This is a genomic window from Brucella pseudogrignonensis (assembly GCF_032190615.1).
GTDB classification, from domain to species: Bacteria; Pseudomonadota; Alphaproteobacteria; order Rhizobiales; family Rhizobiaceae; genus Brucella; species Brucella pseudogrignonensis_B.
In genome coordinates, this window is the sequence record NZ_JAVLAT010000001.1 from 1,286,489 (window position 1) to 1,312,888 (window position 26,400).

The window sequence follows — 26,400 nt, forward strand, 5'->3', positions numbered from 1 at the left end:
AATAGGTTACAGACTACATCTCACTATAAAATGGTCAAGACAAGAAAACATTCAAAAATACGCTCTCCGTTCTTCTAGCCACCTATTTCTTGGATTTGACGTGATAGTTCAGAAGGTTCAAGAAAAAGCCTGTCAGGCAGGACTTCATTTCATAAAATGATGGCCTGATCTAGGAATGAGCATATGAGTTCGGTCCATATTCAAGGAGCACATCATGAGTGACGGCGCCAGTAAGCTCGCTGCATTGATGCTGACGGGCACGGTGCAGCGGGCATTTCTTTACTGCAAATCCAACCCTTATCGACCGCATAGGCCATAGAAGCCGCGCTCTCGTCTGTCCTGATTTGAAGGACTGTGTTGACCGCTTTTCTGCCTTAAGTGCGGCGGGAGGCGACAATGAATACCAACACGAAAAACAAGAACGTTAAGACGGCTCCAAATAGTAATCATCAGTCGAGCCAACGGCTTTCCATGCGGGCTGCGCGTGAAGCCCAAAACAGCATTGAAACCACACTTGCCAATGTGCGGGGGCAATTGAATGGCCTCACTTTTGCAGAAGCCCGCATTCGCTTACAGCGAGACGGTCGCAATGAGGTTGCTCATGAGAGGCGGCCTCATGCACTGCTGCAATTGCTGCTTGCTTTCAAGAATCCTTTCGTTGCAGTTCTGACGACGCTGGCCGTTGTCAGCAGCTTCACGGATATTATCTGGCCGCTTAAAAACGGTGACGACGCAGATTATACCGGCGTCAGCATCATAATGACGCTCGTGCTTTTGTCCGGCATTTTACGGTTTTGGCAGGAATATCGCTCCTGCAAGGCCGCCGAAGCCTTGCAGGCTATGGTACGTACCACAGCCACTGTGCAACGACGCCCGGAAGTTCATTCTGAGCCTCAGTTCATGGAATTGCCAATTCAGGAACTGGTGGCTGGTGATGTTATCCGGCTATCTGCTGGTGATATGATCCCGGCCGATATAAGGCTTATTGTTTCGCGCGATCTTTTTGTCAGTCAAGCTGCACTCACTGGCGAATCTATTCCGGTGGAGAAATACGACACGCTCGGCTTTGTGATGGAAAAATCAGCGAGTGGTGTCATTGACGCGGACGCGGGTCCGCTTGATTTACCCAATGTCTGCTTCATGGGCACCAATGTTGTCAGCGGTACTGCCACCGCACTTGTGGTCGCCACAGGAGCGCGTACCTATTTTGGTTCGCTGGCAAAAGTGCTGGTTGGATCGCGTGCCGAAACCTCGTTTGATCGTGGGGTGAACAGCGTAAGCTGGCTTTTGATCCGCTTCATGCTGGTAATGGTTCCACTCGTTATGCTGATCAATGGTATTACCAAAGGCGATTGGGGCGAGGCCTTTTTGTTTGCATTGGCAGTTGCCGTCGGCCTCACACCCGAAATGTTGCCGATGATCGTTTCATCCAATCTTGCAAAAGGTGCGGTTGCACTTGCGCAGCAAAAGGTGGTGGTTAAGCGCATCAATGCCATCCAGAACTTTGGAGCGATGGATGTGCTGTGCACTGACAAGACAGGCACGCTTACACAGGATCACATCATTCTTGAGCATCATCTGGATGCTAAGGGAAAAAGCAACGAACGTGTGTTCAAGCTTGCCTGGCTTAATAGTTATCATCAAAGCGGCATGAAAAATCTCATGGATCAGGCCGTGTTGAATTTTGCTGAAAAGGCGGGCTTTGGCAAAGACAAGTTCTACCAAAAGGTCGATGAGTTGCCCTTCGACTTTGTGCGTCGTCGTCTATCGGTCGTCCTTGAGGGGCCAAATAATGAAAATCTGATGGTGGTAAAAGGTGCGGTAGAAGAGATGCTTGCAATCGCAACGCATTTGCGTGACGGTCCCACCATTTTGCCACTTGATCAAACCCAGCGTGATCGGCTGAAAGCATTGGCCCGATCCTATAATGAAGATGGGTTCCGGGTGCTTCTGCTGGGAACACGCGAACTCACTGGCGATGCCGTCAAGCCGGAATACAGCACCGAAGATGAATCCGATATCGTTATTGAAGGATTTCTAACCTTCTTTGATCCGCCAAAGGATAGCGCACGCGCTGCCCTTGCAGCGCTTCGGGACTATGGAGTTACTGTAAAGCTTCTGACAGGTGACAATGAAATTGTCAGCGTCAAAGTCTGTCGTGAAGTGGGGCTGGAGCCGGGCATTCCGCTTTTGGGGCGCGAGATTGAAAAATTCGACGACGCTACCCTGCAGAAACTGGTCGAAGAACGCACTGTTTTTGCCAAGCTCACGCCGTTACAGAAATCGCGTGTTCTCAAGATGCTGCAGGCCAATGGTCATACAGTTGGATTTCTTGGTGACGGAATTAATGATGCCCCAGCCCTTTGCGATGCCGATGTCGGCATTTCAGTGGATAGTGGCGCGGATATTGCCAAGGAATCTGCCGACATCATACTGCTTGAAAAAAGCCTGATGGTGCTTGAGAAAGGTGTTATCAAAGGTCGCGAGACTTTCGGAAATATCATTAAATATCTCAATATGACGGCAAGTTCGAACTTCGGAAATGTCTTCTCAGTTCTGGTTGCCAGCATTTTCTTACCCTTCATGCCGATGCTGGCGATACAGCTTCTGATACAGAATCTGATGTACGATATTTCGCAGCTTTCCCTGCCTTGGGACCGAATGGACAAGGAGTTCGTGCAAAAACCACGTAAGTGGGATGCGCCCAATATCGGTCGGTTTATGATCTTTGTTGGACCGACGTCATCGATCTTCGATATGACGACTTTCGCACTTATGTGGTATGTGTTCGCAGCCAATTCGGTCGAAATGCAATCGTTGTTCCAGTCGGGCTGGTTCATTGAAGGGCTATTGTCGCAGACGCTGGTGGTCCACATGCTGCGCACGAAGAAAATTCCTTTCATTCAGAGCACAGCAGCTGTGCCGGTGATGCTCATGACAGCGCTCATTATGGCCATCGGCATTTATCTGCCATTCTCGTCGATTGGCGCCTCTGTTGGCCTGGTGCCTTTGCCTCTGAGCTATTTCCCATGGCTTGTTGTGACATTGGTTGCATATTGCGTGCTCGCGCAAATCACCAAGGCTTTGTATATCCGGCGCTTCGGGCAGTGGTTTTAAAGGCTTCTCTTAAAAGCATGATGAAAGCGGGCGGCTTGATCTTGCCGCCCGCTATTTTTTACCGGCCCAGATTGGTCTTTGCCAATTCGACGATTTCATCACCACGACCGCTGATGATGGCTTTGAGCATATAAAGGCTGAAGCCCTTCGCCTGCTCGGCCTTGATCTTGGGTGGCATCACCAGTTCCTGCTTGGCTGTCACAACATCGACCAGAACCGGACCGTCATGCGCAAAAGCCAGCTTTAATGCCTCCGGCAGATCTGCGGATTCCTCTACGCGAAAACCTTTGATGCCGATGGCTTCCGCCATGGCTGCAAAATTCGGGTTTTCGAGGTCGGTCCCGGAGGTCAGATAGCCACCCGCTTTCATTTCCATGGCGACGAAGCCAAGTGAGCCATTGTTATAAACAATGATCTTGGCGGGCAGATTGAGCTGTTTCAATGACAGGAAGTCGCCCATCATCATGGTGAAACCACCATCGCCCGACAGCGAAACGACCTGCCGTTCCGGTGCCGCAGCCTTTGCGCCCAATGCCTGAAGCATGGCATTGGCCATTGAGCCATGATTGAACGAACCAAGCAGGCGACGCTTGCCATTCATGGTGAGGTAGCGCGCAGCCCAAACAGTTGGCGTGCCGACATCGGCGCTGAAGATTGCATCTTCATCGGCAATCTCATTGACGAGTCGGGTGAGATATTGCGGATGGATTGGCTGGCCGGGTTTTGATGGCGCTGCCAGATCATCCAATGCCTCGCGCGCCTTCGTGTAATGTGTTTTTGCAGCATCAAGGAATTTCGTGCTGCGACCCGATTTGAGCTTCGGCAGAAGGGCTGCGATTGTTTCCGATACATCGCCCGTCACACCCAATGTAAGCGGCGCACGGCGTCCGAGCTGTGAAGGATCATTGTCTATCTGAACGATCTTTGCCTTGTCGGGATAGAAGTTGCGATAAGGGAAACTGGTGCCAAGCATCAGCAGCGTGTCGCAGTTGAGCATGGCGTGATAGCCGGATGAAAAGCCGATCAGGCCGGTCATGCCAACATCAAAGGGATTGTCCCATTCGACATGTTCTTTGCCGCGCAGCGCATGAACCACAGGTGCTTCCAGATGTTCGGCCAATGAAACGACTGCATCATGCGCACCCGCGCAGCCACTGCCTGCCAGAATGGTGATCTTCTCAGAACCGTTGAGAATATCTGCGAGCTTTGTGACATCCTGATCTGACGGAACCATGCGGGGAAGCGAGATCGGCGTCCAGGTCTGTTTTGCTCCTTCAGGTGCCTGCTTGAGTGCAACGTTACCCGGAATGACGATCACGGCCACGCCGCGCTTGCCGATGGCCGCACGCATGGCGCGGTTCAGCACTTCGGGCATTTGTGCAGGGTTGGAAACCAGCTCAACAAAATGGCTGCATTCGCGGAACAGTTCCTGCGGATGGGTTTCCTGAAAATAGTCGAGACCGATTTCCGATGAAGGAATATGGGCTGCAATCGCCAGCACAGGTTCGCGGTTGCGGTGACAATCAAAAAGTCCATTGATGAGGTGCAGATTGCCGGGCCCACAGCTGCCAGCACAAACGGCCAGTTCGCCGGTGACAGCCGCTTCTGCCCCCGCAGCGAAGGCCGCGGTTTCCTCATGCCGCACATGCATCCAGTCGATCTTGCCAAGTCGTCTGAGGCTGTCATTGAGCCCGTTAAGGCTATCGCCCGTAACCCCCCAGATGCGCTTAACACCTGCTTCGGCCAAGGTTTGAGCCAGAAGATCCGCAACAGTCATGCCCATGATTTTACCCTTTTCACAATCCTTAAGGATTACCTAGGGTACTGGCCTGATGAGGAAACCGTCAAACGACATCAAATGATGCCGGGTGAACTGAAAAAGTTATTTTGTGCAACTCTCGATGAAACGCGCAAGATAGGCATCAAATTCCGCCGGCGTTTCGCGAAATGGCGCATGTCCAGCATTGTCGATAACGTGGGTTTTACCTTCCCAAAGATTCCCGAATTTCACCTTGGAGACAAAGTCGAGTTCGACGAAAGGTTCATCGCGTCCATTGACGACTGCAATGGGAAGCTTCGCTTGAGCAACGATGTCGCGCTGGTTGCCGCCAGTGCCAGCGGCAAATTTTTCAAACATGATGCGGCGAGCGCGGCCGTCAGTGCGGGCAACAATATCGAGAAGCGATGCCTCGAACGGTTCGCCACAGGTGCTGCGTGCGTAAGAATCCACGTCACGCTCCGAAAAGACTTCCTGTCCGGCCAGCGCCATGTCTGGCCCGCTCTTAAACCCCTGCCCCACTTCCTCACGCGCTACGGGTGGGGTTCCGGTAATCATAAGGCCACGCATTTCAGGATAACGGGCAATCATCTCGATGCCGATATGACCACCGAGCGACCAGCCGAAAACGACAGCATCGGCAATGCCGAGCTGTTGCATGACTTCCGTCATCGCATCCGCATAGCCTTCCATCGAATAGCTGCGATCAGGATCAATCGCATCAGAAGATTTGCCATGGCCCGGAAGATCAGGCGCGATCACGCGCCATTTCTTGCCGATGGCACTTTCGAGCTGTGGTGCGAAAATTGCGCCGGAGCTTGAATTGCCATGGATCATCAGCAGCGGCGCACCTTCGCCTGAACTTTCACGCACAGCAATGCGGCCATGGCTGGTTTCAAGCTCGTGATAATTGATCGTCATGTTGTCTGTTCCCAAAGTCTGAATGGTCTATTTGCTTTTACGCGCATCTGTTTCCAAAAACCGGTTCCCACTTTTCGGGATGCGCTTAATCGTAAGAAACCTTGCCGCGGCCTTTTTTAATGTCCGATCGGCCTGACTTGGCCTTGAGGCGGCGTTCGACAGAACCTTTTGTCGGCTTTGTTTTCCTGCGCGGTGGCGGTGGCGGAACTGCTGCATCCTGGATCAGCGCAATCATCCGCTCACGTGCATCTTCGCGATTGCGCTCTTGTGTGCGAAAACGATTGGCCTCGATCAGTATATCACCGTCCTTGGTGCCGCGCTGACCGGCAAGCTTGAAAAGACGCGCAAGCACATCTTCCGGCAGACCGGACTGGCTTGCATGAAAGCGCAACTGTACGGCCGTCGATACCTTGTTGACGTTTTGACCACCGGGACCAGACGAGCGAATAAAGCTCTCCTCGAGATGATCCTCGTGGATCGTCAGGCGGTTTGTGATGCGGATGATGGTGCAGCTTTCTTCCATAAGGGCAAGTGATACACCGCTTTCTAACGCATGTCTTCCAAAAGTGGGAACCGGTTTTGGGATAAAGACTTGCGCAAAAACAAATGGATAGAGCGAGCGCGGTGGATGGGATCAAGCGCGAGACGCTCTATCCATTGTAAAAAAGAAAAACCCGGCCTTTCAGCCGGGCTTCCCCTCCTCCTCAGGATTTCATTTTCGCTTACTCGGCCGCAATCTGCGTTGCTGGCGCGGCATCGCGCACATCATGATCGACATGGCTTTCGAACTTCTCGAAATTATTCACGAACATATCGACAAGTTTTTGCGCCTGTGCGTCGTAAGCTGCCTTGTCAGCCCAGGTCGAACGCGGATCGAGAATGGCGGTATCCACGCCCGGCACTGCAACCGGCACGGCGAAGCCGAAATTCGGATCCGTACGGAACTCGGCATTATTGAGCGAACCGTCTAGCGCTGCTGCAAGAAGCGCACGGGTTGCCTTGATCGGCATACGCTTGCCGGTGCCATAGGCGCCGCCGGTCCAGCCGGTGTTGACCAGCCAGCAATCGACCTTGTGTTCTGCGATCAGTTTGCGCAGCAGATTGCCGTATTCCGATGGATGGCGCGGCATGAATGGTGCGCCAAAGCAGGTCGAGAACGTTGCTTCAGGCTCGGTCACGCCCTTTTCGGTCCCTGCAACCTTTGCGGTGTAGCCGGACAGGAAGTGATACATGGCCTGCGCAGGCGTGAGCTTGGCAATCGGAGGCATAACGCCAAAAGCATCGGCGGTCAGCATGATGATGTTCTTTGGCTGGTTGCCCTTGCCCGATGCAGACGCATTCGGAATGAAGTCGAGCGGATAAGCGCAGCGGGTGTTTTCGGTCAGCGAACCATCGTCGAAATCCGGCTGGCGGTTGGCATCCAGCACGACGTTTTCCAGCACAGTGCCGAAACGCTGCGTGGTTGCGTAGATTTCCGGCTCGGCTTCAGCAGAAAGGCGGATAGTTTTGGCATAGCAGCCGCCTTCAAAGTTGAAAACGCCATGCTCGCCCCAGCCATGCTCATCATCGCCGATCAGCGTGCGGCTCGGTTCAGCGGAAAGCGTCGTCTTGCCGGTGCCGGACAGACCGAAGAAGACAGCCGTATCGCCGTTCGGGCCTTCATTGGCCGAACAATGCATCGGCATGACGCCCTTGGCAGGCAACAGATAGTTGAGGACGGTGAAGACCGACTTTTTCATTTCCCCAGCATAGGACGTGCCGCCAATCAACACGATCTTGCGGGTAAGATCGACCGCGATCACCGTTTCGGTGCGCACGCCATAGCGTGCAGGATCGGCTTTGAAGGAAGGCAGATCGATAATTGTCATTTCCGGCAGGTAAGACGCTAGCGCCGATTCTTCCGGACGGATCAGCAGGTTGCGAATGAACAGCGAATGCCATGCATATTCAGTCACAACACGGGCATTGATCTTGTTGTCTTCGTCAGCGCCGCCGATCAGGTCCTGTACGAAAAGCTCTTTGCCTCTCGCATGATCAATGAAATCGGCATAAAGAAGCTCAAAGGCTTCCGGCGTCATCGGCTTGTTGTTGTCCCACCAGACCTGATCTTCGGTGTTTGCATCGCGCACAACGAACTTGTCTTTTGGCGAACGACCCGTGTGCTGACCGGTACGAGCAACAAGGGCTCCTTTTGCCGAAAGCTCTGCTTCGCCACGGCGAATGGTCTCTTCATAGAGCCGGGCCGGTCCAAAATTATAAAAGACTGCGGACAGTTCCTTCAATCCTGAAGTGGAAATGGAAGCGGCAGTATTATGGATGCCGATCTCTTTCATGGTCTCTCCGCCATATGGTTTAAAATTTGGTTGGCCCCGCTCTTTTTAAACGGGATGGCTGTCAGAAACAGATTAATCAAATTAAATCAAATATTTAATCGATTTAAAAATCTTGAAATTTTTTTAAATCGTTTAATCTATACGTTATGATGGCTATCCACAGTCCGGAACTGTTCTCAGGAGTGTTAACCACGCCACCAGCAATCGCGAAAAAACCAATCTGTGGTCTTGCCGGGAAGTTGAGCCGTTGCCACATTTTGTACCTAATTTGTACTGCACAAGCGGCAGGACTGTAATAAGATCAACGCGCTTACTGGCGTTTGGTGATTTGCACCGCTGCTGTAATGGGGCGGTTAACAAAGGAGAAGGTTCGCATGAAGGAAGCTTCGGTAACGCAGACAATTGCGCTGGTCGACGATGACCGCAATATTCTGACCTCCGTTTCCATTGCTCTGGAGTCGGAAGGCTATCGCGTCGAGACCTATACCGATGGGGCTTCTGCTCTGGACGGGTTGATGTCCCGCCCGCCGAACCTCGCAATCTTCGATATCAAGATGCCGCGTATGGATGGCATGGAATTGCTGCGCCGTCTGCGCCAGAAGTCTGACCTCCCCGTCATCTTCCTGACATCTAAGGACGATGAGATCGATGAATTGTTCGGCCTGAAGATGGGCGCGGATGATTTTATTACCAAGCCGTTCTCGCAGCGCCTTCTGGTCGAGCGTGTCAAGGCTGTTCTGCGCCGCGTTGCTGCGCGTGATGGCACAGCAAAGCCCACTGGACAGCAGGCAAAGTCGCTTGAGCGCGGCCAGCTTGTCATGGATCAGGAGCGTCATACCTGCACCTGGAAGGGCGAACCTGTCACGCTGACTGTCACCGAATTCCTCATCCTGCACTCGCTTGCCCAACGTCCCGGTGTTGTGAAAAGCCGTGACGCGCTGATGGATGCCGCTTATGATGAGCAGGTCTATGTGGATGATCGCACCATCGACAGCCACATCAAGCGTCTTCGCAAGAAGTTCAAGTCCGTCGATGACGACTTTGAGATGATCGAAACGCTTTATGGCGTGGGTTATCGCTTCCGCGAAGCATGATATAGAGATTAAATCGCCAGACAATTTCAGTCTGGCGATTGTTTCAGAAGGCAAGATTGCAGCGACATGGTCGCCGAAACCCGTAAAGATAGCGCAATGACAATGAGAGAACGCAGGGCACGGCGGCAACGCTCGCTGCTTCTGCGGCGTCTGTTTGCACCTTTCAGCCGGTTTCTCGGTCAGTTTCTGTTTTCAAGCCTGACGCGCCGCATTCTGTTTCTGAACATTGCAGCACTTGGCGTTCTGGTTTCCGGTATTCTTTATATGAATCAGTTCCGTGAGGGGCTGATTGATGCCAAAATTGAGAGTTTGCTGACGCAGGGCAAAATTATCGCGGCAGCAATTTCTGCATCCGCAACGGTTGATACCAATTCGTTGATGATCGATCCTGAAAAGCTGCTGGAGCTTCAGGCAGGCCAAAGCATCACCCCCTCGCCTGATTCTCCGGACAATTGGGAATTTCCGATCAATCCGGAAAAAGTCTCACCTCTGCTGCGTCAGTTGATTTCGCCGACCAGCACACGCGCCCGCATTTACGATCATTACGCAAATCTTCTGCTGGATTCCCGTTCGCTTTATGCCCCGGCATTTGCTTCGGGCGGTCCTGTATTCCGCTATGATCTGCCGGCTATTGAAGAAGACGCACCGAGCCCATGGGAACGCTTTACCATGTGGTTCTCACGTCTGTTTTATGGTGGTGGCCTGCCTCTCTATCAGGAACAGCCAGGCGGCAATGGTCTTGCCTATCAGGAAATCGTTCGCGCATTGAGCGGCTCGCCGCAGACTGCGCAGCGCCGCAACCAGCAGGGTGAACTGGTTGTTTCGGTGGCCGTTCCTATTCAGCAATCACGTGCGATTTTGGGTGTGCTTCTGCTTTCAACCGAAGGCGATGACATCGACAAAATCGTGCAGGGCGAACGCATGGCGGTTTTCCGTGTATTCGGCGTTGTTGCGGCGGTGATGGTGATCTTGTCGCTGTTTCTGGCGTCGACCATTGCAAGCCCGTTGCGCAAACTTGCAGCCGCTGCCGACCGCGTGCGCCTTGGCGTAAAAAGCCGCGAGGAAATTCCGGATTTCTCCGCGCGTCAGGATGAAGTGGGCCATTTGTCAACTTCCATTCGCGCGATGACCGATGCGCTCTATACGCGAATCGAGGCGATTGAAAGCTTCGCAGCCGATGTGAGTCACGAGCTGAAAAACCCCCTCACCTCGTTGCGCAGTGCTGTTGAAACGCTGCCGCTTGCGAAAAATGATAATTCCCGCAATCGTCTGCTTGATGTCATTCAGCATGATGTGCGGCGTCTTGATCGTCTGATTACCGATATTTCGGACGCGTCACGCCTTGATGCGGAGCTTGCGCGCGAACATTCCGACCGCGTGGATATGAAGACGCTGCTCAACAATCTGGTTCTTGCAGCGCGCGAAGTCCGTCGTAACAAGGTTGGCACCGAGATTGTGTTCAATACAGGCAAATTGCCGTCTGGCAAGAAGGGCTTCTTCGTTGCAGGACATGATCTTCGTCTTGGACAGGTGATCAGCAATCTGATCGAAAATGCGCGGTCTTTTGTGCCGGAAGATACGGGCCGTATCGTGGTTACGTTAAGCGGTGAAGGCAATCGTGTGCGCGTTCTTGTCGAAGATAATGGCCCCGGCATTCCGATCGAGAATATCGAACGCATTTTCGAGCGGTTCTACACGGATCGCCCGGCTTCAGAGGCTTTTGGTCAGAATTCCGGCCTTGGTCTCTCGATCAGCCGCCAGATCATTGAAGCGCATGGCGGTACATTGAGTGCAGAAAATATCGTCAATGATGATGAGCCGGATCAGATGAAGGGTGCACGCTTTATCGTTGATCTGCCAGCTATCGCGTGACGTGACATGACACCGGAAGAACAGAAAAGTGGTCTTCACGCAACGACGGTGCAAATACGCGGTCGTGGCGTGATGCTGATGGGGAAATCAGGCGCTGGAAAAACAGAGACAGCGCTGACGTTAATTGAGCGCGCAGTGACGCGCGGGGAAGAGGCTTTACTCGTTTCTGATGACCGCACGTTGTTGCATGTGGATGGCAGTAAGCTGATAGCCAGCGTTCCCGATTCTCTCGCCGGCGGTGTTGAAATTCGTGGAGCGGGTCTTTTCACTGTTGCTTATGTGAAACAGACGCCACTCGATCTTGTTGTCATTCTGGTTAGCCGCGAAGAGGCTGAACGTTATCCAAGCGGCGAGAATTGGCAGTTTGAAGGCATCGAAATTCCGCGTCTGTTGTTGCCTGAACTCTCGTCAAACGGCGATTCTAACGCAGTTTCGCGTGCTATCGAGGCAAGCCTGTTTTATAAAACCTGGCCTTAAGTGCTTCGCTGAAAGAAATGCTCAACACTGCGGCATTTTGCTTTTTTCAAGGCAAAAGTGAAATTTTTCACTTGCTATCAAGATTTGCAATGCCAAGATGCACAACTCGTCGGCTGGGTTCCGGCGATTTTTGTGTCATCTGCGCCTTTGAAGGGGTTGAGCGGCGGGCACGCGACAGGAGCTTTTAAAGTATGATCGGACTCGTGCTTGTTACGCACGGAAAGCTGGCCGAAGAGTTTCTCCATGCTGTGGTGCATGTGGTTGGCCCGCAAGACAATTTCGAGACCGTTTGTATCGGTGCCGAAGATGACATGGAACAGCGCCGCCGCGATATCGTGGATGCGGTGGAGCGGGCCGATAGTGGCAGCGGTGTTATCGTTCTGACCGATATGTTTGGTGGAACTCCGTCCAATCTCGCAATTTCGGTGATGGAAGAGGGCAAGATCGAGGTCATCGCAGGCGTGAATCTGCCGATGCTGATCAAGCTTTCCAGCGTTCGTATCGGTGGAGACATCAAGACAGCTCTGCGCGAGGCGCAGGACGCAGGACGCAAGTACATCAATGTTGCAAGCCAGGTCCTGACAGGAAAGTAATTCATGCATCCCACCGTGGTTGTTACTGGCGAATATGATGCTGATAGCGCGCTCTCCCGCTCCTTCGAGATCGTCAATAAGCGTGGTCTTCATGCGCGCGCTTCCGCGAAATTTGTACAGCTTGTGGATAGCTTTGATGCCCATGTCCGCGTGAGCAAGGATGGCATGACGGTGGGTGGCACCTCTATCATGGGCTTGATGATGCTGGCAGCCTCGCCGGGCTGCTGCATTGAAGTGCACGCATCGGGTGAACAAGCTGATGCGGTGCTCGATGGGCTTCAGGCGCTGATCGCTGATAAATTTGGTGAAGAAGCCTGATATTCAAAAAATATCGCTAAGTTAATATGCACACATAAAGAACTCTTTATGTGATGTTGTGCTGATGCGGTTGATCTGCTAATCAAATGGCCAGTCGAAGCCCCTTCTCCGATAGTTTTTTGTTTCGGGGCTTCAAAATCAATTTGATTGGAGCAGATGATGACCGCAAGTCAGGATTTCGTCGTCAAGGATCTTAGCCTCGCCGATTGGGGCCGCAAAGAACTCGATATTGCCGAAACGGAAATGCCGGGCCTGATGGCCGCGCGCGAAGAGTTTGGCAAATCACAGCCGCTCAAGGGCGCACGTATTTCTGGTTCGCTGCATATGACGATCCAGACCGCCGTGCTCATTGAAACGCTGAAGGCACTGGGTGCCGATGTGCGCTGGGCGTCCTGCAATATTTTTTCGACTCAGGATCATGCTGCGGCAGCAATCGCTGCAACTGGTACGCCGGTTTTCGCTATCAAGGGCGAAACGCTTGAAGAATACTGGACTTATACCGACAAGATCTTCCAGTGGACGGATGGCGAACCATCCAACATGATCCTTGATGATGGTGGCGATGCCACCATGTATATCCTGATCGGCGCACGCGCTGAAGCAGGTGAAGACGTTCTTTCCAAGCCTGAAAGCGAAGAAGAAGAAGTTCTGTTCGCACAAATCAAGAAGCGCATGGCTGAAACGCCTGGCTTCTTCACGCGTCAGCGCGATGCGATCAAGGGTGTGACGGAAGAAACAACCACAGGCGTCAATCGCCTCTACCAGTTGCAGAAGAAAGGCCTCCTGCCCTTCCCGGCAATCAACGTCAATGACAGCGTCACCAAGTCGAAGTTCGACAACAAGTATGGCTGTAAGGAATCGCTGGTTGACGGTATCCGTCGCGGCACAGACGTGATGATGGCTGGTAAGGTCGCTGTCGTTTGCGGTTATGGCGATGTTGGCAAAGGTTCTGCTGCCTCGCTCGCCGGTGCTGGCGCCCGCGTGAAGGTCACGGAAGTTGATCCAATCTGCGCGCTTCAGGCTGCCATGGACGGATTTGAAGTCGTAACCCTTGATGATGCGGCTTCTACTGCTGATATCGTGATCTCGACAACCGGCAACAAAGACGTCATCACGCTTGATCATATGCGCAAGCTGAAAGATATGGCGATTGTTGGCAATATCGGTCACTTCGATAATGAAATTCAGGTTGCAGGACTGCGTAACCTGAAATGGACCAATGTTAAGCCACAGGTTGATCTGGTCGAATTCCCGGATGGCAAGCGCATTATCCTTCTGTCGGAAGGCCGTCTGCTCAATCTCGGCAACGCAACCGGCCATCCAAGCTTCGTGATGTCGGCTTCCTTCACCAATCAGGTTCTCGGTCAGATCGAACTCTTCACGCGTACGGACGCGTATAAGAACGAAGTTTATGTTCTGCCAAAGCACCTCGATGAAAAGGTTGCTCGTCTGCATCTCGACAAGCTCGGCGCTAAATTGACCGTGCTTTCGGATGAACAGGCCGCTTATATTGGTGTCACTCCACAAGGCCCATTCAAGTCGGAACACTACAGGTATTAATTACCTGTTAACCATACTGCTACATCTTGTAGGCTGGACAGTTTAACACTGCCCGGCCTTTATTTTTGCGCGTATCATGCTTCACGCGGAATCCCCGGAAGGGTATTGTGAAGACGAATCAATGTGTTTTGACGGGTGTCTGCGTTCAGCGTTTTTTGCCATTTGGGGTGGAAGACGGGTGGCGTATTCATCTGCGAGACATGTCTGGCTCTTTGCATTTGGCGATGTGAGAGAGACAGAATGACGTTTTTTGAAATACGGCAGCGCCTTTTTAAGGATCGGCAGCCGGGCGGCGGAGACACTGAAGATATGCCAGAACTTGGCTCAACGGGGAGTTTGCGGAGTAAATCTGCAATCAGCGCAGGCAGGCACCTGAAAGCATCGCTTTCGCTTGGCTTCCATCCTCTGAAACGGGTTGTTCTGAAGGCTTCAGTCTCTTTCGCCGCGTTGATTGCGGTTGTTCCAGCTTTTGCACAAGGCACTGAGAACGCAACGCGTATTGCTCTGCCCTTTGGTGGCAGCGTGGGTGCTTTTGAAGTCATCCAGTTTTCGATTTTTCTGGGCGCCTTGGGTGCAGCCCTCCTCTCGGCTGGCTGGCTGATCCGGGACCGTTCCAAAACCGCACAGGAAAACAATGAGCTTCGGTCGCGCCTTTCAGATATGAATCTGGCCGTGCAGCGCAGTGAGGCGCTGCTTAATCTCAAAGATCAGCGCGCAATTGTCTGGGACGCAAATGGCGCACGCGCTGATGTTGTCGGCCAACTCCCCTTTGATAGCGGGGCGCCACAGGATCGCTCGCATTTCCTCGCTTTTGGCCGGTGGCTGCGTCCGCAATCCGTGACCGAGCTTGAGCGAGCGGTAACTGCCTTGCGTGAGCAGGCGAATGCTTTTGATTTGACGGTCGAAACCAGCAATGGCACCCTGCTTGACGTCAATGGCCGCACCTCGGGAAGTTTTGCCATTGTGCGTTTCGTTGGTCTTGAGGGTGTTCAGGCCGAGCGCGCAGCGCTTCAGGCGCAGAACCGCGAATTGTCTGAAAAATTGTCACTGCTGCGGCATTTGCTTGATCGTCTTGAGCAGCCGGTCTGGCTGCGCGGTACAGATGGTCGCTTGGAATGGGTTAATGCTGCCTATGCACGTGCTGTGGATGCAGTGGATGGCACGCAGGCCATATCTGAGCGTCGTGAATTGTTTGGCGTGCAGGCGCGTCAGCGTCTGGAACGTGATCGTTTTGTCGAGCCGGATATTTATGAAAAGCTGCCTGCCGTCGTGCGCGGCGACCGGCGTGTTTTCGATGTAACCGATGTGAGTGCAGAGGCTGGTTCTGCCGGTCTGGGCTTTGATCTCAGCGAAGTCGAGCAGATCCGCGAAGAATTAAGTCGCACATTGAAGAGCCATGCCGAGACGCTCGATCAGCTTTCAACCGCTGTGGCGATCTTCGATCCAGATATGAAGCTGCAATTCTTTAATCAGGCTTTCGTTTCGCTCTGGTCGCTCGATACGGCCTGGCTTGAGACACATCCGAGCAATACGCTGCTGTTTGATCGTCTGCGTTCGGAAGGCAAGCTGCCGGAACAGCCGGAATGGCGCAAGTGGAAGGATTCCATGCTTGCTGCTTATCGCGCTGTCGAGCCGGAAGAGCATATGTGGCATCTGCCGGATACACGCATATTGCGCGTTGTCGCCAATCCGCATCCGCAAGGCGGCGTGACGTGGTTCTTTGAGAATATGACGGAACAGCTACAGCTTGAAGCCCGCTATAACACACTCATCAAGGTGCAGGGCGAAACGCTCGACCATCTTGGTGAAGCGGTGGCGGTGTTCGGTTCCGATGGTCGTCTGCGTCTGTCTAACCCGTCTTTTGCCGATCTCTGGTCATTGCCTGATGCGATCACCGTTGAAGGCACGCATATTTCGACCATTTCCAAGCTTTGCGGTCAGCGTGGCGGCGATGGCATCTGGGACGATTTCGTTTCCTCTGTCACTGGCTTCCTTGATGAGCGCAATGGCCGTATGGGACAGGTCGAACTGGATGATGGTGTTATCCTTTCCTATGCCGTCGTGCCACTGCCAAAGGGGCAGACGATGCTGACCTTTATCGATGTCAGCGATACGGTGCGTGTTGAGCGGGCACTGAAGGAAAAGAACGAAGCGCTGTCGCTTGCCGATCAGATAAAGAACGATTTCGTGCAGCATGTTTCCTATGAACTGCGTTCGCCTCTGACCAATATCATCGGCTTCACCGAACTGCTGCAAACGCCAGCCTTCGGTTCGCTCAATGAGCGTCAGCTCGAATATCTCGATCACATTGGCACATCGTCTGCCGTGCTTCTGACCATCGTTAACGATATTCTTGATCTCGCGACCGTCGATGCTGGTATCATGCAGCTTGATATTGACGATGTTGCTGTGATGGACGAGATTTCGGCAGCGGCAAAGCGCGTGAGTGAGCGTTTGCAAGAGCACGACATCGCGCTCAATATCGAAATCGCAGACGATGTTGAGGTGTTCAGAGCTGATGCCAATCGCGTTCGTCAGGTGCTGTTCAATCTCCTGTCCAATGCTTCCAATTATGCACCGGAAGGCTCGACCGTTTCGCTGCAAGTTGTGCGCGATGGCACGGATATTCTGTTTGCAGTGCATGATGACGGTCCGGGCATGCCGGGTGATGTGCTGGATACGGTGTTCAAGCGTTTTCAGGCCTATCAGAATGGCGGTCGCAGACGCGGCGTAGGGCTTGGTCTCTCCATCGTGAAGAGCTTTGTCGAGCTGCATGGCGGTCGCGTGGAAATTGAAACTGGTGCAGATATTGGTACGACCGTTATTTGTCGCTTCCCGGCGGAAGCACGCAGCTTCCGTGTTGCCGCCGAATAAGGTAAATGGGGCTTTATGAGCACCCCAATCAGTAACCCTATACTCCATCTTGAATTGTTTCTGCCCGATGAGGCTGCGACCAAACGCTTTGGCGAAGACTTTGCCCTTGCTCTGGTCAAAGGCGACCTCGTCACCCTTTCGGGTGATCTGGGCGCTGGTAAATCCTCGCTCGCACGCGCCGTCATCCGCGCGATTGCCGATGATGAGGGGCTTGAGGTGCCAAGCCCGACATTCACGCTGGTGCAGAGCTATGAGGCGCTGCGCTTGCCCGTGGCTCACGCTGATCTTTACCGGATTTCGCATGGCGAAGAGCTGGACGAGCTGGGGCTGGTCGAGTTTCTCGAAGATGGTGTTGTGCTGTCCGAATGGCCGGAACAGGCGGAAGGCTTTTTGCCGGAGCCGAGCTTTGCCGTCACCTTGACCCATGAAGGAGCAGGGCGTCGCATTGTAATTCGCGGGACAGAAGCTGCGATTGCTCGTCTTGAGCGCACGTTGAAAATTCGCACTTTTCTCGAAAAGAACGACCGGACAGGGGCCACGCGCCGCTATTTGCAGGGCGATGCTTCACCCCGCAAATATGAGATTATCAACAGTGCGCACGGCGTTGAAATTCTGATGAATGCGCCCGCGATGCCCTATGATCCGCCATTGCGCAACGGCAAGTCCTATCGCCAGCTTGCGCATATTGCAGAGAATATTCAGGCCTTCGTGGCCATTGATGATTTGCTTGCGAAAAATGGTCTGCGCGTGCCGCAAATGCGCGCTGTTGATATTGATGCAGGACTGCTGATCCTCGAAAATCTTGGGCTTGAGGGCATCAGGGCTTCATCGGGTGAGCCGGTGGCTGAACGCTATGAAGCGGCTGGACGGTTTCTTGCCCACCTTCATGGGGTTCAGTGGCCTGATCATGCGCCGGTTGAAGGCTATCCAGATCACATCATTGCACCTTTTGATCGTGATGCGATGATCATGGAAGTGAGTCTTGTCGGGCAATGGTATGCGCCACGTATGATGGGTCGCAAGCTGACTGATGCAGAAGCGGAGGCTTATGAAGCGGCATGGAATACGGTTCTCGACGACATTTCCGATTGCGAGAAAAGCCTGCTGCTGCGCGATTATCATTCGCCAAACCTGTTCTGGTTTGAGGGTGCGCAAGGCGTAAACAAGATTGGCACAATTGACTTTCAGGACGCGATGATCGGCCCTGCTGCCTATGATGTCGCGTCGCTGGCACTCGATGCGCGCGTGACGATTACGCCGGAGCTCGAAAAGGCAGTGGTGGATGCCTATTGCGATGAACGCCGCAAGCTTGGCCATGTGTTTGACGAAGCGGCTTTCCGAATGGCTTATGCCGCCATGGGGGCGCAGCGCAACGCCAAGCTGCTGGGTCTGTTCGTGCGGCTTGATGAACGTGATGGCAAGCCGCATTATCTCGCGCATCTGCCGCGCATTCACGACTATCTTGGCCGCGTCTTAAAGCATCCGGTCATGGCGCCGGTCGCGCGCTGGTTTGATGATCTCGCATTGCTGGAGAAACAATGACACGTCCTGATACAGCGATCATGCTTGCAGCAGGTCTTGGCAAGCGTATGCGCCCGATCACCGAAACCATGCCCAAGCCACTGGTTAAGGTTTCCGGCAAGCCGCTGATCGATTGGGGCTTGGATGCGCTGGCGGGTGCAGGCGTTGAGAATACAATCGTCAATGTTCATTATTTAGCCGACCAACTGATCGATTATCTTGGTAGTCGCTCAAAGCCCAAAATCACGATTTCCGACGAGCGTGATCTACTGCTGGATTCCGCAGGCGGTATCGTCAATGTGCTGCCACAGCTTGGAGGCAAGCCGTTCTACGTACTCAATGCCGATACATTCTGGGTTGGTGATGAAGCGCAGCCGAATATTTCGGCGCTGGCGCATGTCTGGGACGATGCCCGCATGGATATTCTTCTCATGACGGGAAGGCTCGATCAGGCAACAGGTTTTGAAGGCAAGGGCGATTTCGTCGCGGATGAAGAGGGCCGCTTGCGCCGTTTGCGTGATGTCGCCGGCGACCCGGTCATCTATGCTGGTGCAGCAGTCATTCATCCGCGTATTTTTGCCAAAGCCGAGCCGGGTGTTTCATCGCTCAACCGCTATTTTGATGAAGCCATTGCAGCCGGGCGTCTTTATGGTATGCCCATGACCGGGCATTGGCTTACGGTGGGAACACCGGAAGCAATCGGCGAGGCGGAGGCTGTGCTTTCCGCAATTGCGTAAGGAGAGCAGGGTGGAATGACCATTACGAGGCCGAAGCTTTTTTCGATTCCATCCGGCACAGCGTTTCTACCGGCCTTTGCCAAGGCACTTCTGGAAGGCCGCCTGATTGAAGGCTTTCCGGGCAATGCTTCTGATCCGCTGGCATTAGCGAACGCGACCATCTATGTGCCGACGCGCCGTGCAGCGCGTGCGCTTCGTTCCATTCTGGTTGATATGAATCCGGCTAAATCTGCGATCCTTCCGACCATTCGCCCGCTGGGTGATGTGGATGAGGACGCTGCTTTTTTCAACGCAGCCACAAGCGGCGTATTTGATCTTAATCCGCCAATTGGCAAGGCTGAACGGCTGTTGCTGCTGGCGAGGCTCATTCGTCCATGGCGTGAATCGCTGCCTGCGCATGTGCGGGCGCTGTTCGGCACCGATGATGTTTCGGTTCCTGCAACAACCTCTGACGCGATTTGGCTTGCGCGTGATCTGGCTGGCCTGATGGATCAGGTCGAAACCGACAATGCCAAATGGAGTGAGCTTGCCAGCATTGCGCCCGATGATCTTGCCGATTGGTGGCAGGTCACGCTCGGCTTTCTCGATATTGTCACGAAACTCTGGCCGGAAATTCTGGAAGAGCGCAAATTGTCCAATCCGGCAGCGCACCGCAATGAATTGATCTGGGGCGAGGTGCGGCGACTGCGTGATCATTCGCCGCAAGGTCCTGTGATTGCGGCTGGTTCCACAGGCTCTATTCCCGCGACTGCCGAGCTCGTTTCAGTCATTGCCCGACTGCCGCAAGGTGCTGTGGTTCTGCCGGGACTGGACCGTGATCTTGATGAAGGCGCGTGGAACCTGCTGGGGGCTTCGGATGATAATCCGTCCACCTTCGGACATCCGCAATATGGTCTTCACAAGCTGTTGCAGGCTATTGGGGTATTACGCGAAGATGTCGAGCATATCGAAGATATGCCGGTTAACAAGCGCGTTTTGGAACGCGTGGTCGCGGAAGCACTGCGTCCGGCAGAAACCACGGATGCATGGAGCCTGCTGAACCGCGATGCGGATATGCGTCCTGAAGCATTGCAGCAGTCAGCACAAAAGATCGATCTGATCGAAACCGCTAATGAGCGTGAGGAAGCGCTGGCAGTGGCCCTGGCGCTGCGCGATGCGATCAGTGATGAAAACAAGACTGCAGCATTGGTGACCGCCGATAGAAATCTCGCGCGCCGCGTGGTGGGCGAACTCGCCCGCTTTGGCATCGACGCCGATGATTCCGGCGGTCGCCATTTGCGCGATATCGAAACCGCGACGCTGATGCGCCTCATGGTCGAAACCGTATTCAACCCCGGCGATCCTGTGGCCCTGTTAGCGTTGGTCAAGCACCCGATGCTACGGCTTGGCGGCAAGCGCATCGAGCGGCGACTGGCTGCGGAAACGCTTGAACTGGTGGCGTTCCGGGGCGGTACGGGCAGGGCATCGATCATCGATCTTCCCGGCTTTTTTGATCGCCGCATGGAAGAAAGCGCCAGCCAGTCATGGCAACCGGCATGGCACGCGACTGTTACGCCTGACATGATTGAAGCGGCGCGCGCGCTTTGCGTGAGCTTGTCGGAAGCTGTTGCGCCGCTGGCACCTTTTGCCATCATTAACCGGCGAACGGATATTGGTGAGATTACGCGGGCCACTGTGGAAGCGCTGGAAAATCTCGCACGCGATGAAAGCGGCAGCGTTACGCGGTATTATTCCGGCGAGCATGGCGAGAAGCTGGCTTCATTTCTGCGTCAGCTTGTCGCGAGCGAAGCGGGACTGGACTTTGAGGCTATTGAATGGCCCGCAATTCTTGACGCTCTGATGTCGGGAGAAACCGTCAAGCCGCATCCGGGTGGGCATCCCCGCGTCTTCATCTGGGGTGCGCTGGAAGCGCGTTTGCAGACCATGGATACGTTGGTGATCGGTGGTCTCAACGAAGGCACATGGCCCGCCAAGACGCGCAATGACCCGTTCATGTCGCGCCCTATGAAGGCGATGATCGCGCTTGATCCACCTGAGCGCCGTACCGGCCTTGCAGCACATGATTTTCAAATGGCGCTTGGCATGGATCATATCGTGCTTTCGCGTTCGCAGCGTTCTGATAATGCGCCAACCATTCCGTCGCGCTGGTTGCAGCGGCTTGAAACGGTTCTGGGTTCAGATGTGACCAAAGATATGCGCTCGCGTGGGCAACGTTTTATCCATTGGGCGCGTGAAATTGATCAGGCACCTGATGTGCCTTTTGTCAAACGCCCGGAACCGACACCGCCTGTAAGCGCGCGGCCCAAGCATTTTTCAGTCACGGAAATCGAAACCCTTCGTCGCGATCCTTATGCGATCTTTGCCAAAAAGATTCTGAAGTTGCGTCCGCTGGAGCCGCTGATCCGCGATCCGGCAGCCACAGAACGTGGAACACTGTTTCACGATATTTTGGGGCATTTTACCCAGGAAGGTATCGACCCGCTTTCACCAGATGCAGCCACGCAACTGGAAGAGTTTGGCCGACATTTCTTTGCAGACATGGATCTGCCCATTGAGATCGAAGCAGTCTGGTGGCCGCGTTTTACCGCACTTATTCCGCAATTTCTCGAATGGGAGCGGGAACGCGCCTATAATGTTCAGACCCGCTTTGCCGAAATTTCGTCGGACAAGCGCGAGGTTGAAAGCCTTGGCATCACCCTGTCGGGCCGCGCTGATCGTATTGATCTGATGCGTGACGGAACTGCGGAAGTGATCGACTATAAGACCGGCTCCACGCCATCGCCAAAGCAGGCGCATGTCCTCTTGTCGCCACAGCTGGCGCTTGAAGCAGCCCTTCTCGTGCGTGGTGCGTTTCGCGAACTGGGTTCTGTCCGCGCGTCTGATCTGACCTATGTGCGCTTGCGCGCTGGTGGCGAGGTGAAGCCGGAATCGATTTTGAAAATTGGTCGGCCACCATCGGAAAAGACGGCACCCGCCCTTGGCGAAGAAGCCTGGCAACGATTGGCGCAGCTGCTTGCTGAATATCAGAATCCGGCTAAGGGTTATCTTTCCCGCGCGTTACCGTTTAAAGAAACAGAACTTTCAGGTGATTATGATCATCTGGCGCGTGTGCTGGAATGGTCCGCCGGTGGCGATGCTGGCGGGGAGGGCGGCGAATGAAAAAACAACGTTTCATTCCACAGGAAACCATCGACGCACAGGCGAGTGCCGCCAATCCACTGGCCTCTGTCTGGGTGTCGGCCAATGCGGGCTCTGGCAAGACCCATGTTCTGACTGAGCGCGTGATCCGGCTACTGCTCGAAGGCACTGACCCGTCGAAAATCCTTTGTCTCACCTATACAAAGGCGGCAGCAGCCGTCATGCAGAACCGCGTCTTTGCGCGGTTGTCGGAATGGGCAATGTTGCCGGATGAAGATCTCACTGACAGGCTTATCAAGCTTGAAGGCAGGCGTCCGGGAGCCACACGGCTTGCTTTAGCACGCAGGCTTTTTGCGCGCGCGCTTGAAACGCCGGGCGGGTTGAAAATCCAAACCATCCACGCATTTTGCGAGGCGATCCTACATCAGTTCCCGCTTGAGGCGAATATTGCAGGCCACTTCGAGATGATGGACGACCTCATGCAGGTGGCTCTTGTCGGCGAAGCGCGACGCACCCTGCTTGAGACTGCACATGGCGGCGGTGATCCGGAACTGGCAAGCGCTTTTGCCGATGTGATGCAGGCAGCGGGCGAGATGGGTTTGCAGGCACTGCTTGATGAGGCTGTTGGTCGCCGCAATGGCTTGCAGCAATACATTACGGCGCTTGGCACTGCGGATGAGCGCAGCGAGGCTTTGCACCGGCATTTCCGGTTCCGGCCAGACACGCGTGAATCCGATTTGCTGGATGAGATGTGGCCGGTGCCGGAATTTTCCGACGATGCGCTTGATCTCATTTTGTCGATCCAGAAGGGCGCGGCACGCGCACATGATTTTGCGTTGCAGCTCAAGCAATATGACAAGGTCAAAAGCAGCTTCGACAAGGAAGCCGTTCTGCGTGCTTCCTTCCTGAAAGCGACCGGCGAAGCCAAATCCGGTTCCTATGTTGGCTCGGCTGCGGTCAAAAAGCTGCTGCCGGATTTCGAGGAAGATTTTAATGCCGCAGCTGCGCGTGTTGAACTTGGTCTCGACAAGATCAAGGAATTGCGGCTTATCCGGCTCAATCTGGCCGGGCTCACACTCATCGATAATCTCCTGCAGCGCTATCATGATTTGAAGCGCAAGCGGGGTCTGCTCGACTTTGAAGACCTGATTACCCGCACGGTGGCGCTGCTTGCGCGCAATGGGGCAGGGCAGTGGGTCCAATATAAACTCGACCGCGGCATCGATCATATTCTCGTCGATGAAGCACAGGATACCAGTCCTGACCAGTGGCAGGTCATCCGCATGCTCTCGGAAGAGTTTTTCTCTGGCCTCGGTCAGCGCAATGTGCAGCGCACACTGTTTGCCGTGGGTGATGAAAAACAGTCGATCTATTCGTTTCAGGGCGCTGTACCGGAAGACTTTGCTGCACAGGGCAGGGCGGTTAGCCTCAGGGCTGCCGATGCAGAGCTTAAATTCGAGCGCGTCAGCCTCAACTTCTCGTTCCGTTCGGCTCCTGATGTTTTGCAGGCCGTGGATGAGGTATTTGCACGTCCTGAGGCTAATCGCGGCTTGTCAGGTGCCACTGTTCACTCCGCCATTCGCGAGAACGAGCCGGGCGAGGTGGAAATCTGGGATATGCTGACGCCGGACGTGGTGGAGGAGCCAGACGACTGGCGCGTTCCGGTCGATCATTTGCAAGCTCCTGCTATCAAACTTGCCGAACAGATCGCAGCAACCATTCGCTACTGGCTTGATCGCGGCGAAACCATTCCGGGCCAGAACCGCAAACTTGCGCCGAAAGACATTATGGTGCTGGTGCGCAAGCGCGATCAGTTCATGCCAGCGCTTTCGCGGGCGCTCAAAAATCTCTCTGTACCCGTGGCCGGTGCCGACCGGCTCAAGCTTACAAGCCACATCGCCATTCAGGATTTGATGGCGCTGGGGCGCTTTGTATTGCAGCCGTCCGATGATTTGTCATTGGCTTCGCTTCTCAAAAGCCCGCTATTTGGCTGGGATGATGACAGGCTGTTCGCGCTGGCCCATCCGCGAAAAAGTGGCGAAACGCTTTTTGAGCGCCTTTACCATGCATCCCTTGAAGAACCTGCATTGATCGGTGTGCATAAGACGCTGAGCCGTTGGCGCAATATGGCCGACACCATGCCGATCTTCGAGTTCTATGCGCGGGTTCTCAGCGCAGATGGCGCAAGGCGTAAGCTTCTGGCGCGGCTTGGACCGGAAGCAGGCGATATTATCGATGAATTCCAGAACTATGCGCTTTCGGCTGAACGCGCTGGTCTGCCGGGTATGCAGGCATTTCTGGAAACGCTTGATGCAGCGTCGCCGCAGATCAAACGCGAACTGGATCAGGGCCGTAACGAAGTTCGTATCATGACGGTTCATGCCGCCAAGGGGCTTGAGGGTGCTGTGGTGTTTCTGGTCGATCCGGGCAATGCCGTCTGGAGCGGAACACGCGCGCCCAAGCTGATCCCGTTTGATTTCGGCAATGATGGTCCACAGGTCAAAGGCTATCTCTGGCAACCCAATGCGGGCTACCAGACCGGCTTTTTGGCGTCACAGATTGAAGGTCTGAAAGCGCGCGCCGAAGAAGAATATCGCCGTCTTCTTTATGTTGGCATGACGCGTGCGGAAGATAAGTTGATTGTCTGTGGTTATCGCGGATCGCGTGAAAGCGGCGAGACATGGCACAGGCTTGTTGAAGATGCGCTGACCACAAAGGCCGAAACCTTTGTGCATCCGGTTTCGGGTGTTGCCGCCCGACGCTATCGCAACACGCCGCGCGGTCTGACAGAAATTGCGGAGCCTGAAGTGGAAAAAGCGGTTGAGCTGCCACCGTTGCCGCTCGACTATCTCAAGCCCATAAAGCCGGAACCCGGACTCCCGCGTCCGCTTGCGCCATCCGGTGCATCGGCCCTGATTGAAGGGGATGAAGAACCACCGCTTGATACGCTGTCGCCGGTGCTGGGACTGAGCGGCGAGACCTCGGCTTTCGCGTTAAGGCGCGGTACGGCGATTCATATGTTGCTGCAATATCTGCCGGAAGTGGCCGTGAATGAGCGTGAGAAGCTTGCACAGGATTATCTGGCACGCATTGCTGCTGACTGGCCGGAAGCGGAACGCGCGAAAGCCTGGGCGAGTGTTGCAACCATTCTGGCTGATCCGAAATTCGCACCAGTTTTTGCCAGCGGATCGCGTGGTGAAGTGGCCGTGATGGGGACGATCAATCTCGGCGGAAAAGATCATGCCGTGTCGGGCCAGATCGACCGCATCAGCGTTGATGAAAACCGCGTATTGATCGTGGATTATAAAACCAATCGCCCGCCGCCAAAGAGTGTTGAAGCTGTGCCTTTTGCCTATCGCGCACAGCTGGCGCTTTACCGGGAATTGCTCGCACCTTTATATCCGGGACGGGTTGTTGAAGTGGCTTTGCTCTTCACGGAAGGCCCGTATTTGCTGCCATTGCCGGAAAACGTGCTCAATGAAGCATTGAGGGCTCTGAGTGACTCTCAAGGAAAGGTTACTAACCAGAACTTGACGGATGGCAGTCAACACGCCACATGATATGGTCAAAGGAGCGATTTCTCAGTGAGTCTTTCGCTCTCAAACAGATATGAGGATAGCCCTATGGCAACCGTAAAGGTCGATAACAGCAATTTTCAGTCGGACGTTCTTCAGTCGAGCGAGCCAGTCGTCGTGGATTTCTGGGCTGAATGGTGCGGTCCTTGCAAGATGATCGCTCCTGCTCTGGACGAAATCGCTGCTGAAATGGCTGGTCAGGTTAAGATCGCTAAGGTCAATATCGACGAAAATCCAGAACTCGCAGCACAGTTTGGCGTTCGCTCGATCCCAACACTTCTGATGTTCAAGGACGGCGAACTTGCAGCCAACATGGTTGGCGCAGCTCCAAAGAGCCGCCTTGCTGACTGGATCAAGGCTTCTGCTGCTTAATCAGCAGAGTTTGTTAAATATGAAAAACCCGGCCTTAGAGCCGGGTTTTTTGTTTAAAGCATGTCGCGGAAAAGTGGGAACCGGTTTTCCGATAACGACATGCGTAAGAAAAAAGAGTTAG

The 26,400-nt window shown here is 54.1% G+C and carries 17 protein-coding genes; 13 read left to right on the plus strand and 4 right to left on the minus strand.

Annotation, left to right across the window (positions count from 1 at the left end; genetic code table 11):
* Positions 1-396 precede the first annotated feature (396 nt).
* Positions 397-3,117, plus strand: a complete 2,721-nt coding sequence (gene mgtA / locus RI570_RS06305; protein ID WP_313827555.1) for a magnesium-translocating P-type ATPase — start codon at positions 397-399, stop codon at positions 3,115-3,117.
* 58 nt (positions 3,118-3,175) lie between these two features.
* Here mgtA and poxB read toward each other — a convergent pair whose 3' ends face one another.
* The 4 genes from poxB to RI570_RS06325 all read right to left on the minus strand — a co-directional run bounded on the left by poxB (position 3,176) and on the right by RI570_RS06325 (position 8,148).
* Complete coding sequence (gene poxB / locus RI570_RS06310; protein WP_313827556.1) at positions 3,176-4,900, minus strand: ubiquinone-dependent pyruvate dehydrogenase; 1,725 nt, start codon at positions 4,898-4,900, stop codon at positions 3,176-3,178.
* 99 nt (positions 4,901-4,999) lie between these two features.
* Positions 5,000-5,815, minus strand: a complete 816-nt coding sequence (locus RI570_RS06315) for an alpha/beta hydrolase (protein ID WP_313827558.1) — start codon at positions 5,813-5,815, stop codon at positions 5,000-5,002.
* A gap of 85 nt (positions 5,816-5,900) precedes the next feature.
* Complete coding sequence (gene arfB / locus RI570_RS06320; RefSeq protein WP_313827560.1) at positions 5,901-6,338, minus strand: alternative ribosome rescue aminoacyl-tRNA hydrolase ArfB; 438 nt, start codon at positions 6,336-6,338, stop codon at positions 5,901-5,903.
* Positions 6,339-6,537: 199 nt separating this feature from the next.
* Positions 6,538-8,148, minus strand: coding sequence for a phosphoenolpyruvate carboxykinase (locus tag RI570_RS06325; protein ID WP_313827562.1), 1,611 nt, complete (start codon positions 8,146-8,148; stop codon positions 6,538-6,540).
* Between the two features lie 374 nt (positions 8,149-8,522).
* On the opposite strand from RI570_RS06325, the gene RI570_RS06330 reads away from it, so the two are divergent.
* From RI570_RS06330 to trxA, 12 genes are all read left to right on the plus strand, one after another.
* Positions 8,523-9,242, plus strand: a complete 720-nt coding sequence (locus RI570_RS06330; RefSeq protein WP_313827564.1) for a response regulator transcription factor — start codon at positions 8,523-8,525, stop codon at positions 9,240-9,242.
* 66 nt (positions 9,243-9,308) lie between these two features.
* Complete coding sequence (locus RI570_RS06335) at positions 9,309-11,114, plus strand: stimulus-sensing domain-containing protein (protein ID WP_313827565.1); 1,806 nt, start codon at positions 9,309-9,311, stop codon at positions 11,112-11,114.
* 6 nt (positions 11,115-11,120) lie between these two features.
* The gene (locus RI570_RS06340) at positions 11,121-11,591 is read left to right on the plus strand and encodes an HPr kinase/phosphorylase (protein ID WP_313827567.1); all 471 of its coding nucleotides are present in this window, start codon (positions 11,121-11,123) and stop codon (positions 11,589-11,591) included.
* A gap of 191 nt (positions 11,592-11,782) precedes the next feature.
* Positions 11,783-12,184 carry a PTS sugar transporter subunit IIA gene (locus RI570_RS06345; protein WP_313827568.1) on the plus strand — a complete coding sequence of 134 codons (402 nt, stop codon included), beginning with the start codon at positions 11,783-11,785 and terminating at the stop codon, positions 12,182-12,184.
* Positions 12,185-12,187: 3 nt separating this feature from the next.
* Positions 12,188-12,502 (plus strand): HPr family phosphocarrier protein, encoded by a 315-nt coding sequence (locus RI570_RS06350; protein WP_313827569.1) that lies wholly within the window; start codon positions 12,188-12,190, stop codon positions 12,500-12,502.
* Between the two features lie 159 nt (positions 12,503-12,661).
* Positions 12,662-14,062, plus strand: coding sequence for an adenosylhomocysteinase (gene ahcY / locus RI570_RS06355; protein WP_310012980.1), 1,401 nt, complete (start codon positions 12,662-12,664; stop codon positions 14,060-14,062).
* 309 nt (positions 14,063-14,371) lie between these two features.
* On the plus strand, positions 14,372-16,936 hold the full coding sequence (locus RI570_RS06360) for an ATP-binding protein (RefSeq protein ID WP_313828574.1): 2,565 nt from the start codon (positions 14,372-14,374) through the stop codon (positions 16,934-16,936).
* 15 nt (positions 16,937-16,951) lie between these two features.
* Entirely contained in the window at positions 16,952-18,478 is a 1,527-nt protein-coding gene (gene tsaE / locus RI570_RS06365) for a tRNA (adenosine(37)-N6)-threonylcarbamoyltransferase complex ATPase subunit type 1 TsaE (protein ID WP_409558622.1), read from the plus strand.
* The gene (locus tag RI570_RS06370; RefSeq protein WP_313827571.1) at positions 18,475-19,194 is read left to right on the plus strand and encodes a nucleotidyltransferase family protein; all 720 of its coding nucleotides are present in this window, start codon (positions 18,475-18,477) and stop codon (positions 19,192-19,194) included. Before tsaE ends, RI570_RS06370 begins: the two co-directional genes overlap by 4 nt.
* 15 nt (positions 19,195-19,209) lie before the next feature.
* Entirely contained in the window at positions 19,210-22,353 is a 3,144-nt protein-coding gene (addB, locus tag RI570_RS06375; protein WP_313827572.1) for a double-strand break repair protein AddB, read from the plus strand.
* A complete protein-coding gene (addA, locus tag RI570_RS06380; protein WP_313827573.1) occupies positions 22,350-25,892 on the plus strand; it encodes a double-strand break repair helicase AddA in 3,543 nt (1,180 codons plus the stop codon). Before addB ends, addA begins: the two co-directional genes overlap by 4 nt.
* Positions 25,893-25,955: 63 nt before the next feature.
* Positions 25,956-26,279, plus strand: a complete 324-nt coding sequence (gene trxA / locus RI570_RS06385; protein WP_007872546.1) for a thioredoxin — start codon at positions 25,956-25,958, stop codon at positions 26,277-26,279.
* The last annotated feature ends 121 nt before the right edge of the window (positions 26,280-26,400 follow it).

What these genes read in the sequence shown, in the direction of transcription:
- RI570_RS06350 (WP_313827569.1), top strand. Translation starts at nt 12,188, where the DNA reads ATGCATCCCACCGTGGTTGTTACTGGCGAATATGATGCTGATAGCGCG.
- RI570_RS06370 (WP_313827571.1), top strand. Translation starts at nt 18,475, where the DNA reads ATGACACGTCCTGATACAGCGATCATGCTTGCAGCAGGTCTTGGCAAG.
- RI570_RS06335 (WP_313827565.1), top strand. Translation starts at nt 9,309, where the DNA reads ATGGTCGCCGAAACCCGTAAAGATAGCGCAATGACAATGAGAGAACGC.
- tsaE (WP_409558622.1), top strand. Translation starts at nt 16,952, where the DNA reads ATGAGCACCCCAATCAGTAACCCTATACTCCATCTTGAATTGTTTCTG.
- addB (WP_313827572.1), top strand. Translation starts at nt 19,210, where the DNA reads ATGACCATTACGAGGCCGAAGCTTTTTTCGATTCCATCCGGCACAGCG.
- RI570_RS06345 (WP_313827568.1), top strand. Translation starts at nt 11,783, where the DNA reads ATGATCGGACTCGTGCTTGTTACGCACGGAAAGCTGGCCGAAGAGTTT.
- RI570_RS06360 (WP_313828574.1), top strand. Translation starts at nt 14,372, where the DNA reads ATGCCAGAACTTGGCTCAACGGGGAGTTTGCGGAGTAAATCTGCAATC.
- RI570_RS06330 (WP_313827564.1), top strand. Translation starts at nt 8,523, where the DNA reads ATGAAGGAAGCTTCGGTAACGCAGACAATTGCGCTGGTCGACGATGAC.
- poxB (WP_313827556.1), bottom strand. Translation starts at nt 4,900, where the DNA reads ATGGGCATGACTGTTGCGGATCTTCTGGCTCAAACCTTGGCCGAAGCA.
- RI570_RS06325 (WP_313827562.1), bottom strand. Translation starts at nt 8,148, where the DNA reads ATGAAAGAGATCGGCATCCATAATACTGCCGCTTCCATTTCCACTTCA.
- trxA (WP_007872546.1), top strand. Translation starts at nt 25,956, where the DNA reads ATGGCAACCGTAAAGGTCGATAACAGCAATTTTCAGTCGGACGTTCTT.
- addA (WP_313827573.1), top strand. Translation starts at nt 22,350, where the DNA reads ATGAAAAAACAACGTTTCATTCCACAGGAAACCATCGACGCACAGGCG.
- ahcY (WP_310012980.1), top strand. Translation starts at nt 12,662, where the DNA reads ATGACCGCAAGTCAGGATTTCGTCGTCAAGGATCTTAGCCTCGCCGAT.
- RI570_RS06340 (WP_313827567.1), top strand. Translation starts at nt 11,121, where the DNA reads ATGACACCGGAAGAACAGAAAAGTGGTCTTCACGCAACGACGGTGCAA.
- arfB (WP_313827560.1), bottom strand. Translation starts at nt 6,338, where the DNA reads ATGGAAGAAAGCTGCACCATCATCCGCATCACAAACCGCCTGACGATC.
- RI570_RS06315 (WP_313827558.1), bottom strand. Translation starts at nt 5,815, where the DNA reads ATGACGATCAATTATCACGAGCTTGAAACCAGCCATGGCCGCATTGCT.
- mgtA (WP_313827555.1), top strand. Translation starts at nt 397, where the DNA reads ATGAATACCAACACGAAAAACAAGAACGTTAAGACGGCTCCAAATAGT.